The following is a 13021-nucleotide window of genomic DNA, read 5'->3' as shown; positions in this document are numbered from 1 at the left end:
CTTAGGATTAAAAAAATAAAACATGAGCAAAAATCAAGGTAGCAAAGGAAAAAGAAAGTTTTCAGGAAGAGGCAATGCACCTGTTAAAAAGAAATCTCAATCTAAGAATTCATCAAATCCAGATGAAATTCGTTTAAATAAATACATCGCAAATTCAGGTGTGTGCTCACGTCGTGAAGCTGATGAGAATATTGCCATTGGTCTTGTAACTGTAAATGGAAAAGTAGTTACAGAAATGGGTTATAGAGTAAAGCGTACCGATGATGTTCGTTTTGATGGCCAACGTATTACGCCAGAAGCTAAAGTGTATGTTTTATTAAACAAACCAAAGGGTTTTGCAACTACTACAGCAGAAGGTAAAGGAAGAACAGTGATGGATTTAGTAGCTAATGCTACCAGTGCCAATATAAAGCCTATTGGTCGCCTTGGAAGAAATTCTTTAGGTTTGTTACTCTTTACAAACGATGATAAAATTGTGCAGAAATTTACTAATTCTAAAAATGGAGTAGCACGATTGTTTCAAGTAGAATTAGATAAGAATTTAAAGTTCGAAGATCTTAAAAAAATTCAGGAAGGCTTCAAAGTAGACGGAAAATTAATTACTGTAGAAGAAGTGAGTTATGTTGAAGGTGAGTCTAAAAACACCATAGGTATTAAAATAAAGAATACTGGGAATTCTATTTTAAGAACTATTTTTGAGACACTTAAATACGATTTAGTAAAGATAGATTGTGTTGCAATTGGCCATTTAACAAAGAAAGATATTCCACGAGGACATTGGAAACATTTAACCGAGCAAGAGGTTAATACTTTAAAGATGCTTTAGTTGTTTTTTACTTCAACTGTATACGTAGAAATTAAGTCCTCACCTAAATAAAGGTGAACATCGTAAAATCCTGTTTGGTTAAACTGATGTTCAAGTTCTAGTGATTTGTTTTTTAAAGAGATTGAAGTTGGTTTATCTTTCCATGTATTAAATCCATTATCAAAAAAAAGTTGTACATCTTTAATGTTTAGTGTGTCTTTAAGTTCATATTTAAAAGCCACCTTTTCATGTTTTTTAATGTTATGATGCATTTGCTGAGGAGCATAATGCAACTCAAGATTTTTATAAGCATTTCCATAAATAACAGGAGCTTTTAAAAAATTACTGAAAGACGGAATATTATCTTCTAAAAGCCACCATTTGCTCTCAATAGGAAAATGATTTACAGCAAATAACTCTGGGTTTGTTAAAAAGAAACCATCGTTATAATTAAAGTTGAATTTGTTGGTTTTTGGGTTTGGAATACCACTTGCCCAAGTAGGATCACACAGATACCATTTTTTGTTTAACCTTATAACATTCCAAGAATGGTTAGGTAAATCTAAAGTCTCAATATTTGTAGTACTTACACGACCATAGCCTTGTACAATCTCACATTCAAGATGAGCAAAATTTGCTAAGGTTTTTACCAAATAAGCATAACCAGTACAAATGGTACGTTTTTTATTTAAAAGGGTGTTAAATAGCTTTAGTCTAAATTTAGTATTCCATGCATTTAGCTTTATACTATCTTCTTTAAAACGTTGTCGTTTACGATTATTTTTAATATACAGGCCATAATCGTTAGCAATGTTATCACAAACCCATCTATATATGGCTCTAAAACGTTCTATATCTGTATTAAGGTTAGCGGTTAATTTGTAAGCAAGTTGTGGTAGATTTGATAGATTTTCCTCTTTTAAAGACAGTGCAATACTATCTGCTTTTTTAAAATCTATGTGGTTAAAATCAGAAATCTGAGCATTTATATAACCTGTAAATACAAAAAACAGTAGGAGTTGTAAAGATTTTTGCAAAGCTTGTTAATTAATTTTTTTTACGCTTAGATTTATAAGGCTTGTTAGTGTCTAAATCTCCAATCATTTCTACCATATCTGGTGTAAGCTCTAGTTTTATAAAACTAGTATTGGCTTTAATGCTGACTTTTTGAGTTTCATAACCAAGGTAGCTAAATACCAAGACATCACCTGTTTTTAGTTTTTTAGGAAAAGTAAATTCACCATTGTCATTAGTAATAGCTCCAATTCTGGTACCATCTAGAGTAATGTTTGCTCCTGGTAAAGGACCATCTTCGTTAGATACTATGCCTTTTATAGTGCGTTCTTGCGCAGCCTCAGTAGCTTGGCTAAAAGATGTGTTAAACGAAAATAAGGCGATTATTAAAATCATTACAAAACCAAAAGTTGTGTTTTTTTTTGTCTGTGTTAAAGTTTGTGTTTTCATATTTTCTAAGTTTTATTTACCACTAAGTTATAGACTTTGGTTAAAGATATAAAATAGGTTTGAGTTATTAATGCCTTTGGTTGAGTAAAGTAGGCATTGCGTTGAGGGAAATTTAGTTGGGATTAACTAAGTTGATTGCTATATGATAGCTTTTTTCTTTTAAAACTAGAATTAAGCCGAATAGGACTACAATTTTTATTTTTAGCTTAAAAAGTTACATTAATCTAGTTCATAGGTCTTTGAATGTTAAAATTATTTATGTTTTGAATTAATTGTAAATATCTGTTAGTTAGTTGTTTATTGGTTTAGTGGAGGTGGTTTCAAAAAAATCATAAAAAAGCTTTGCGTATTAAAAAATAGTCTACATTTGTCTTGAAATTTAGAATCATCAACATAATAGGTTCTAAATTTAGCTGAACACATTGAAAATTGTTTTTACGTTCGGGCTTTTGAAAATTAGGAAGTCATATTCAAAAGCAGCTTATAAGATAGGTGGCCGAATTTTAGAGCTAACTTCCGATCAATTATCTGTTTTAGTGATTTGTAACTTTGGATGTTACAAAAACTCATGTCAAATTTGATTATGAGAATTATTTTATTAAAAAATATCATCATCACTAATAATCAGGTTAAATGAATACAAAATATATTGATTTAATTAATCAATCTTTCGATTTTCCGCAAGCAGAATTTAAGTTAGAAAGTAAGACTTTAAGATACCATGATGTTAATTTAATGGATCTGATAGAGCAATATGGAACACCTCTAAAGTTTACCTATTTACCACAAATTTCTAATAACATTCAGCGTGCCAAAGAATGGTTCGCAGATGCTTTTTCGAAACACAATTATAGAGGAACATATAGCTATTGCTATTGTACAAAGAGTTCGCACTTTAAGCATGTGCTATATGAATGTTTAAAGAATAATATACATATTGAAACTTCTTCGGCTTTTGATGTTGATATTGTAAATAGCCTAAAGAAAGAAGGGAAAATTACAGATAAAACCTTTGTAATTAGTAACGGTTTTAAGCGTGAAAAGTACATTAATAATATTGCCGATTTAATCAACGGAGGACACCAAAATTGTATACCTATTATAGATAACTATGAAGAATTAGATTTACTCTCTGAAGAAATAAACGGTAAGTTTAAAGTAGGTATTAGAATTGCGTCTGAAGAAGAGCCAAAGTTTGAGTTTTATACATCACGTCTTGGGATTGGTTATAAGAACATTGTGCCATTTTATAAAAATCAGATCCAGAATAATGAGCAAGTAGAGCTTAAGATGTTACATTTCTTTATCAATACAGGCATTAGAGATAATGCCTACTATTGGAATGAGCTCACAAAATGTCTTAAAGTGTATACCTCTTTAAAGAAGATTTGTCCATCTTTAGATAGTTTGAATATTGGTGGAGGATTCCCAATTAAAAACTCGCTGGCTTTCGATTTTGATTATGCCTATATGGTAGATGAAATTGTAAACCAAATAAAGACCGTTTGCGAGGAAGAAGAGGTAGATGTTCCACATATTTTTACTGAGTTTGGAAGCTTTACTGTTGGTGAAAGTGGTGGTGCTATTTACAAGGTGCTTTACCAAAAACAGCAAAACGATCGTGAAAAGTGGAATATGATTAATTCATCGTTTATTACAACATTGCCAGATACTTGGGCTATAAATAAACGCTTTATAATGTTGCCAATTAACCGTTGGCAAGAAGGTTACGAGCGTGTGTTGCTTGGTGGATTAACTTGTGATAGTGATGATTATTACAATAGTGAACAACACGTCAATGCCATCTATTTACCAAAATATCACAAAGACAAACCATTGTATATAGGCTTTTTTAATACAGGTGCATACCAAGAAAGTATTGGTGGGTTTGGAGGCTTGCAGCATTGTTTAATTCCATCTCCAAAACATGTATTAATACAACATGATGATAACGGAAACTTAACAACTAAAGTTTTTGCAGAACAACAAAAAAGTGAAGATTTACTAAATATTTTAGGATATTAAAATTAGTAGCAATTTAAAGATTACCGTTTTCACGGAAAGATAAATATGAAAACAAAAACTTTTGCTGGTATTCCAGCCGAATATTCAAAATTAGAACAATCCAAAGTTGTTTTAATTCCTGTGCCTTACGATGGTACTAGTACTTGGCAAAAAGGTGCAGATAAAGGTCCAGAAGCGTTTTTACACGCTTCAGAAAATATGGAATTGTATGATATTGAAACGGATTCTGAGGTTTATCGTCAAGGAATTCATCTAGCAGAAGCAATTACCGAAAATGCATCACCAGAAACTATGGTAGATGCTGTGCATCAAACAACAAAACAATATATTAAAAAGGGCAAATTTGTAACGCTTTTTGGTGGAGAGCATTCAATTTCAATAGGCAGTATAAGAGCTTTTAATGAAATGTTTGAAGACCTGACAGTACTTCAATTAGATGCTCATGCAGATTTGCGTCAAAGTTATGAAGGTTCTAAGTGCAACCATGCTTGTGCTGTGTATGAGGCGAGCCAAAACACCAATCTAATACAAGTTGGTATTCGCTCTATGGATACTATTGAAAAAACAGTAATGGATGAGGATAAAACGTACTTTGCTCACGAGATGGCTGTAGATGATAGCTGGATGGACTCTGCTATTGACCAAATGACAGATAATGTATTTATTACTTTCGATTTAGATGCTCTAGATCCATCAATAATGCCAAGTACAGGCACACCAGAACCAGGAGGTTTATTGTGGTACGAAACGCTTGAGTTTTTAAAACAGGTTTTTGAAGAGAAAAATGTGGTTGGTTTTGATATTGTAGAGCTTTGCCCAAATGAAAACAATAAATCTCCAGACTTTTTGGCTGCTAAGTTGTATTACAAAATGTTGAGTTATAAATTTAAAAATGAAAATATAGCTGATGACTAATAAAGGACATATTACACAATTTATAGAGAAGTATTATCTGCACTTTAATGCAGCAGCCTTGGTTGATGCTGCAAAAGCTTACGAAGATCAGCTTAATAATGACGCTAAGATGTTAGTGTCCTTAGCTGGTGCTATGAGTACTGCAGAATTGGGTAAGATTTTTGCAGAAATGATTCGTCAAGATAAAGTACATATTATCTCTTGTACAGGTGCAAACCTCGAAGAAGATATTATGAATTTAGTAGCACATAGCCATTATAAACGCGTGCCTAACTATCGCGATTTAACTCCACAAGATGAATGGAATTTATTAGAAAAAGGCTTAAATCGAGTTACTGATACATGTATTCCAGAGGAAGAAGCTTTTAGGCGTATACAAGAGCATATTGTAAAGATTTGGAAAGATGCTGAAGCCAAAGGCGAGCGCTACTTGCCACATGAATATATGTATAAGCTATTGTTGTCTGGTGTATTAGAGGAATACTATGAAATCGACTTAAAAGATTCTTGGATGTATGCAGCAGCAGAAAAGAACTTACCAATGGTTTGTCCTGGTTGGGAAGATAGTACTATGGGTAATATCTTTGCGAGTTACGTGCTTAAAGGTGAGTTACAAGCAAGTACAATGAAATCTGGTATTGAATACATGACGTTTTTAGCCAATTGGTACACAGAGAACTCAGAAAAAGGTATTGGTTTCTTTCAAATTGGTGGTGGAATAGCTGGCGATTTTCCGATATGTGTCGTACCAATGCTATATCAAGATATGGAACAAACAGATACTCCGTTTTGGTCTTATTTTTGCCAAATTAGCGACAGTACAACAAGCTACGGATCGTATTCTGGAGCTGTCCCAAACGAAAAAATAACTTGGGGAAAACTAGATATAAATACACCTAAATTTATCATAGAAAGTGATGCGACAATTGTTGCTCCATTAATTTTCGCTTACCTTTTAGGTATGTAAATCCAACCTAACATGATGAACAGAAAAAACCAACACTTAAAACGCGTTATTGTAGATTATAAAAAATTAACACCTGAAATTCTTGCGATGTTGGTAGAAAAATATCCAGATGGCTATGACGATGACCATATTATTACTTTTAGAAATGTTAAAAACGAAATGATTGAAGCTGTAGAAGTAACTACAATAGATACCAAATATTTAGTAAAAGTAAGTACTAAGTTAGCTGCAACTATGGAGAATTATGATGAAGATGATTACGAAAATTTTGATGCTGACAATGAAAGTGAAGTTCAATCACCTGAAGATTTGGAAGATTAAATTTTAATCTTTTTTTTTAGTATAACTTCCCAAATAAATGCTGAGAATACTATAGAGTATTCTAGAGCTATTACCCATAAATTTTCAGATTTATCAGCAGTGCCAATACCAAGATAAGAAAGGTAGCTTACAATTATTATTAAACTCCATATTAGAGGGTATTTATAATTTGTGAAAACACAAATCATAACCAAAGTTGTAATGTACCAAGGGTGTACCGTTGTGCTTAAAAATAAATAAAGCGTAAAAACTAATAGAATAGAAGAGGCTAGTTTTGGAATGGAATTATTCTTTTTAAACAATGAAAACCCTAAAATAATTAGTACAGAAACAACAGGCAGAATCTTAGTAATTATAGCAATTTCATTATATCCTGTAATAGAATAACCAATAGCTCTAATGAGATAGTAAATACTGGCATTAAACTCAAAATTCCCAAACCAAAGCCCAACGGTTTCAGAATAGTTATCTATGAATTTCATTGAGAAAAATGGAAGGAAAAAAAGCAGTAGAGTCACACCAATAATGCTGTAAAAAGAAATCAACTTTGTTATTCCAAGTTTGTCACCCTTAACTTGTATTAGAATATTATCATTTTGGTTGCTGAACTTAGTAGAAGTGAACCATCGTAAAAACAAAGGCAAAAGCATTAACGGAATCAATTTTATAGAAATGGAGCAGGCTAATAAAACAGCTGCCGATTTCCATTTTTTAGAATGTAATAGGTATAAACTCCAAACCAAAAAGAAAATCATAACACCTTCAAAATGAAGGTTGCCAGTTAATTCTATAATGATAAACGGATTTAAGATATACCAAAATATTCTATTAGAAGGAAGTTTTAGACGCTCTAATAATTTTTTTCCAAAGTAAAGAGTTCCTAAATCTGCAGCAATAATAATAAGTCGCATTCCTATTACAGAACTCAAAATGCTTTTTCCTGGAAATAGATTTCCAAGTACAAAACATATTTGATTTAATGGTGGGTAATTTGTAAAATGAGATGAACTCAATGAACCCATGCCACTGTATAATTCATTTGCTAATGGAATTGAGGTTCCCCATTGAATTACTTGGTCTGGTGTATATAAATAAGGGTTAAACCCTTCTAATAGCATTTGTCCATCCCAAATAAATCGATAAAAATCTTGTGATAAATTAGGAATAGCAAACAGAAACAATAATCGAAATAAAATTGCTGCTATTACCAATATTCTAAAATAAAAACCAGATGTTTTAATAATTTGAGAAGCACAAACAAATAAAGCAACATATAAAAGAATAAGCTTTAAAGCTTCAGTACGCTGAAGATTATAAGCAAACCATAGATAGAGTATGCAACTGATTAAGATGTACGCTATAGTAGTTTTTTTGTGTTTAAGGATGTTGGATAGTCCTAGCATGGGTATCAAAGATAGAATTATTTAAATCTGGTAAGTAGTCGGATTAAAAAAAGAATAATAACTTTATTAGAATTAAAAACTAAAAAGAATGAGCCATTCTATTTATTTTAATCTTATGATTAATAGTGATAAAGTTAGTGTTTACAGTGCAGTTTCTGAGCCAGAACATTTAATTAATTGGTGGCCATTAAAATGTACAGGAATACCAAAAAAAGGAGAAACATATAATTTTAATTTTACAGATGAGTATGATTGGTATGCAGAAGTTAAGAGTGTTAAGCAACAGAAACATATTCATTATAAAATGACAAAGTCTGATGTTGATTGGAATTCTACTACCTTTGGGTTTGACTTAGAAGAAAAAGGTAATGACATATGCCTTAAGTTTTTTCATAAAGGTTGGCCAAAATGCAATACACATTTTAAACATTCATCATATTGCTGGGCAATGTTGTTAAAAGGGCTAAAAGACTATGTGGAAAAAGGAATCATTGTTCCTTTTAAGGATAGGGAATAAGTGTATTAAACCTTAGATCTAAGTGATTTAAAGAAGACATATCCAAATCCAATGAATAACATTAAATGAAAAGGGAAGAGTCCAAAATCACCGCCTTGGTCACCAACTATAAATGCACTATAAAGTCCAAATCCGAAGTAAAGCATTAAGATACCTTCAATAATAACATTAGATGATAATTTCTTTTTAAGGTATTTGTTGTTTTTCCAGTTGTCTTTAAACTTTCTGATATTAAATTTTGGTGTTCTTACAAATTCACTTTTCTTGCCAATATGGCCTTCTATAACAGCAATAGAATTGTGTAAAGAAAAGCCCATTGCTATAGAGAAGAATGTAAAGAACATACCTACATAACCAAAGAATTTTTTAAAGCCACTTCCGTAAATGTTTCTGTACATAAACCAGTAACAAACAAAGAAGATAATAGTGCTCATTATAAAGAAACTCATTACATAAAAATAGTCTCTTAAATGTGCATATTCATTCTTTATATATAACATTGGTATGCTTAAAACCGCAACTATAAAGATGCTTAAAAACATAGAGCTGTTTAGTAAATGAAGTAACCCATGTATTTTCGTTTTAGCAGAGATGTTTTTAGATTTGATAACACGCCAAAGCATTTTTCTAAAATTTTCGGCACCACCTTTATTCCAGCGAAATTGTTGAGATCTAGCAGCACTTATAACAATTGGTAATTCTGCTGGAGTTTCAACGTCTTCAAGATATTTGAATCTCCAGTTTTTAAGTTGTGCTCTATAGCTTAAATCTAAATCTTCAGTTAATGTGTCACCTTCCCAATTACCTGCATCAATAATACATGTTTTGCGCCATACACCAGCTGTTCCATTAAAATTTATAAAATGCCCTTTAGAGTTTCTTCCAACTTGCTCTAGAGTAAAATGGGCATCTAATGCAAATGCCTGTATTTTTGTTAGTAATGAGTAGTTTCTATTAATATGTCCCCAACGCGTTTGTACAACACCAATGTCTTTATCTTTAAAATATGGAATAGTTCGTTTTAACCAATTGGGTTGTGGTAAAAAATCGGCATCAAAAATGGCGATAAATTCACCTTTAGCGATCTCTAATCCCTCTTTTAATGCTCCAGCTTTAAAACCAACACGATTCTCTCTGGTGATGTGTTTTATGTCTAGACCTGTTTTTGCTAATCTTTCTATATGTGTTTTGGTAGAGTGTACAGTTTCGTCAGTAGAATCATCTAAAACTTGTATTTCTAGCTTGTCTTTTGGGTAATCTAATAAAGCGATGTTATCTAGTAAACGTTCCATAACATACATTTCATTAAACACAGGGAGTTGAACTGTAACATAAGGAACCTCTTTAGGGTTACTTAAGTCATAAGTGTCGCAGTTTTCTCGCTTCTTCTTAGAAGAAAGATAATTATATAACAAGTTTAATTGAGCCAAGGCATACATAAAAATAAGTATGATGGCAATTGTGTAAACAACAATTATAAAATAGTGTAAATAGATCACTTAAAACTGTATTTAAAAATCCAAGCTAGGATTTTTACGCCTGCAAATATAGCACCTTTTACCGTTCCTGAAACTTTTGAAACGCCAATTCTATTTCTATAATTAACAGGGATTTCCTTATAGCTTAGTTTTTGCTTTAATACTTTTAGTTGCATTTCTACGGTCCAACCATAGGTTTTGTCTTCCATATTAAGCTCTAATAGCTTATTATATTTTATAGCTCTAAAAGGTCCTAAATCTGTAAAAGTAGAACTAAAAAATAATTTCATTAAAGATGTGGCTAGCCAATTGCCAAAAATTTGCGGACCAGTCATAGAACCTTCTTCTCGTAACTCTTTTACTCTAGCGCCAACAACAAAATCAATATTATCTTTAATAATAGGTTGAATAATTTTCGTTAACTCTTCAGGGTAATCGCTATAATCCCCATCTAAGAATACAACAATGTCTGGTTTTTCTTTTTGTTTTGCTACATAGTCCATGCCTTTTAAACATGCATAACCGTAACCTTTTTGATGCTCTAACAAAACTGTTGCTCCTGCTTTTTTAGCCATTTCTTCGGTATTGTCGGTAGAGTTATTACTAACAACAATAATCTCTTTAACTATGTTAGGAATGTCTTTTATAACATGAGCGATAGAGTTTTCTTCATTAAAGGCAGGGATAATAACTACAATTTTTGTCATTAATTTCTTAGATCTGATAGTTTGTTTTCTTTTTTAAATGATTTTAAATCTGTCCATTCTTTGATGCGTTTTCCGTTTTTAAATTTAATGGCTGAAATTAGTTTTTCGTTTTTATACTTTAAACAATAACCGTTTTTTTGATTATTGTGCAATTGACATTTATGATTAATTTTTTCATTTTCGTCATAAAACAACCACCAATTTTGCTTTTTACCATTTTTAAAATGACCTTCGGACGTCTTTTTACCATTTGGGTTGTAAAATTGCCAATAGCTTATGGATTTTCCTAATTTGAATTGCCCATCTTTTTTTAATTGTCCGTTTTCGTAATAAAACACCCAATAACCATCTTGATTTCCGTTAAAAAAATGACCTTGATAAGCTAATTTTCCATTGTCATAGTAGGTTTTCCAGAAATTGGTTTTTAAACCGTTTTTGTAATAGCCTTCTTCTTTTAACTGTCTGTTGTCATAGAAAAACATCCAATGTCCTATGCGCTTGTTATTATTATAATGCCCTTTTTCAATAATTTGATTGTCTTTGTAAACTGTCCAGTAACTGGTTTTTAGATCATTGAGAAAATGTCCTTTTTCTGTAAGCTGACCATCAGAATTGTAAAATGCCCAAAAGCCATCTTTTTTTCCATTTTTAAAATGACCTTCTTTAGATACTTGTCCGTTTTTGAAATAGAATTTCCAATAACCATTTTTAATATCATTAAGAGTCCAACCTTCAGAATTTATTTTGCCATCTTTAAAACGGATTTTATGATACCATTCTTGGCTATAAGCAAAAGCAGAAAGAAAAAGAGCTACAATAAAGAGTCGCATTATTTTTGATTTACAAGTTTCATAAGGTCAACGTCGTTGCCTAGCAAAACTTCGGTAGGATTTATGCGTCCTTTCATACTATCGTTTTCTAATTTTAGTACACCTCTTGGGCAAACAGCAGAGCAAATACCACAGCCAACACAGCTAGAGCGCACAATATTTTCTCCTTTTTGGGCATATGCACGAACATCGATTCCCATCTCACAACTGTTAGAACAGTTACCGCAAGAAATGCATTGGCCTCCATTTGTTGTTATTCTAAATTTTGAAAATAGACGTTGTTGGAATCCTAAAATGGCAGCCATAGGACAGCCAAATCTACACCAAGCTCTACTGCCTAATATAGGGTAAAACCCTGTGCCAATAACTCCTGAAAATATTGAGCCAATGTAAATGCCATAAGTAGACCTTAAAGCACTAGATTTAATAAAGAATAATTCATTTGTTGTGCCTGTAAAATGCATAATAATTAGCAAAGCAATAGTTGCAAAGAAACCTATAGCGCCAAATTTTGCATCTTTTCCTAATTCTTGTCTTTTAAAATACATAACGCCAACAAAAACAATGGTTAAAAATGCAATAACAAAAGTGATGAATACATTTCTTGTTAACCAAAAATTATTACTGTCATATCCTAGATAAGTATAAACCATTGCAGTTGTCATCACCACAGAAAAAACTAAAACAGTATGAATTAACCAGCGTTCTAGTTTCCATGCTGATAGTTTTTTAGAAGATAATTGTCTAAATGAATCTCCAGCAGTTTCAGCCAAACCTCCACAACCACAAACCCAAGAACAATACCAACGTTTTCCAAATTTATAGGTAAGAATAGGTGTAATTACAAATATTGATAAAATACCAAATGCAATTAATGCAAGCCCAATATTGCCATTAGACAAAAAGCCTTTTATAGACCATTCATCAAAAATGTAATAGTTTAATGGCCAAACACTTTTTAAGTCATAATAAGGTAAATCGTTATTCATGACATACATGAATTCTGGAATTAAAAAGGCAAAACCTAATTGAAAGAACATAACAGATATCGTCCTTATTTGTTGATAGCGGTTGTGTCTATATTTAAGAATAAATTTATATCCAAAAAGTAAGATAGCAACTGTATAAAGAGTTCCGTAAACAAACCATTGGCTGGCATTTCTACCACTTAATAGCTGGCTTAAAGGATCAAAAAGACTTATTAATCCTGTGTTTTCTGCACCATCTTTTCCTAATCCTAAATATTGAGGATAGAAATATAAAACAATATAAAAGGCAGTAAGAATTACACCAAGAATCCAGCCCCAAACTCCACGAGAGGAAATAGACTTAAACCAAACACCATCATTTTTTATACCTTCTAATTTGGCTAAATACGCTTCTCTAGAATAGATTATAGTTCCAACACTGATTAAACCGAGAGATAGTGTTAAAAATAACCCTTTGTTAGGGAAATTAGTGTTGAAAAGCGCGAGTGCTAATATAAAAAGACCAACAACTCCAACTGCTAAAGCAACTTTTTGTTTTGTAGTTATGTCTAGTGCATCTGGTCTTGCTAAAGACATACTATGATTTAATTTATTACTCAT

At 31.8% G+C, this 13021-nt stretch carries 13 protein-coding genes; 6 read left to right on the top strand and 7 right to left on the bottom strand.

Features of this window, described 5'->3' with window-relative positions:
* Positions 1–22: 22 nt before the first annotated feature.
* Positions 23–826, top strand: a complete 804-nt coding sequence (locus tag N4A42_RS08370) for a pseudouridine synthase (RefSeq protein ID WP_294072693.1) — start codon at positions 23–25, stop codon at positions 824–826.
* On the opposite strand, the gene N4A42_RS08365 is transcribed toward N4A42_RS08370, so the two are convergent.
* Positions 823–1842 (bottom strand): transglutaminase domain-containing protein, encoded by a 1020-nt coding sequence (locus N4A42_RS08365; RefSeq protein WP_294072690.1) that lies wholly within the window; start codon positions 1840–1842, stop codon positions 823–825. The two genes, N4A42_RS08370 and N4A42_RS08365, sit on opposite strands and share 4 nt — an antisense overlap.
* A gap of 10 nt (positions 1843–1852) precedes the next feature.
* Positions 1853–2269, bottom strand: coding sequence for a carboxypeptidase-like regulatory domain-containing protein (locus tag N4A42_RS08360; protein WP_294072687.1), 417 nt, complete (start codon positions 2267–2269; stop codon positions 1853–1855).
* A 633-nt stretch (positions 2270–2902) separates the two neighbouring features.
* Here N4A42_RS08360 and N4A42_RS08355 point away from each other — a divergent pair.
* From N4A42_RS08355 to N4A42_RS08340, 4 genes are read left to right on the top strand one after another with little or no spacing between them, the layout of a single operon-like run.
* Positions 2903–4294 (top strand): arginine decarboxylase, encoded by a 1392-nt coding sequence (locus N4A42_RS08355; RefSeq protein WP_294072684.1) that lies wholly within the window; start codon positions 2903–2905, stop codon positions 4292–4294.
* Between the two features lie 45 nt (positions 4295–4339).
* Positions 4340–5209, top strand: a complete 870-nt coding sequence (gene speB / locus N4A42_RS08350; protein WP_294072681.1) for an agmatinase — start codon at positions 4340–4342, stop codon at positions 5207–5209.
* The gene (locus tag N4A42_RS08345) at positions 5202–6176 is read left to right on the top strand and encodes a deoxyhypusine synthase family protein (protein ID WP_294072678.1); all 975 of its coding nucleotides are present in this window, start codon (positions 5202–5204) and stop codon (positions 6174–6176) included. Before speB ends, N4A42_RS08345 begins: the two co-directional genes overlap by 8 nt.
* A 15-nt stretch (positions 6177–6191) precedes the next feature.
* Positions 6192–6497 (top strand): hypothetical protein, encoded by a 306-nt coding sequence (locus N4A42_RS08340; protein WP_294072756.1) that lies wholly within the window; start codon positions 6192–6194, stop codon positions 6495–6497.
* On the opposite strand, the gene N4A42_RS08335 is transcribed toward N4A42_RS08340, so the two are convergent.
* Positions 6494–7900: a mannosyltransferase gene (locus tag N4A42_RS08335; RefSeq protein ID WP_294072675.1), complete on the bottom strand. Its 1407-nt coding sequence runs from the start codon at positions 7898–7900 to the stop codon at positions 6494–6496. The genes N4A42_RS08340 and N4A42_RS08335 overlap by 4 nt on opposite strands.
* A gap of 88 nt (positions 7901–7988) precedes the next feature.
* Here N4A42_RS08335 and N4A42_RS08330 point away from each other — a divergent pair, with 88 nt between their 5' ends.
* On the top strand, positions 7989–8417 hold the full coding sequence (locus N4A42_RS08330) for an SRPBCC domain-containing protein (RefSeq protein WP_294072673.1): 429 nt from the start codon (positions 7989–7991) through the stop codon (positions 8415–8417).
* A gap of 5 nt (positions 8418–8422) precedes the next feature.
* Here the strand turns inward: N4A42_RS08330 and N4A42_RS08325 are convergent, their stop codons facing one another.
* From N4A42_RS08325 to N4A42_RS08310, 4 genes are read right to left on the bottom strand one after another with little or no spacing between them, the layout of a single operon-like run.
* Positions 8423–9856, bottom strand: coding sequence for a cellulose synthase family protein (locus N4A42_RS08325; RefSeq protein WP_294072754.1), 1434 nt, complete (start codon positions 9854–9856; stop codon positions 8423–8425).
* Positions 9857–9912: 56 nt separating this feature from the next.
* Positions 9913–10602 carry a glycosyltransferase family 2 protein gene (locus N4A42_RS08320; protein WP_294072671.1) on the bottom strand — a complete coding sequence of 230 codons (690 nt, stop codon included), beginning with the start codon at positions 10600–10602 and terminating at the stop codon, positions 9913–9915.
* Complete coding sequence (locus N4A42_RS08315; protein WP_294072668.1) at positions 10602–11432, bottom strand: hypothetical protein; 831 nt, start codon at positions 11430–11432, stop codon at positions 10602–10604. Before N4A42_RS08315 ends, N4A42_RS08320 begins: the two co-directional genes overlap by 1 nt.
* Positions 11432–13021, bottom strand: a complete 1590-nt coding sequence (locus tag N4A42_RS08310; RefSeq protein ID WP_294072665.1) for a 4Fe-4S dicluster domain-containing protein — start codon at positions 13019–13021, stop codon at positions 11432–11434. Before N4A42_RS08310 ends, N4A42_RS08315 begins: the two co-directional genes overlap by 1 nt.

It is taken from the genome of Winogradskyella sp. (assembly GCF_025210595.1).
Classification (GTDB): Bacteria; Bacteroidota; Bacteroidia; order Flavobacteriales; family Flavobacteriaceae; genus Winogradskyella.
Note: the sequence above shows the minus strand (reverse complement) of the source record. Positions and strands in the feature narration are given on the sequence as shown.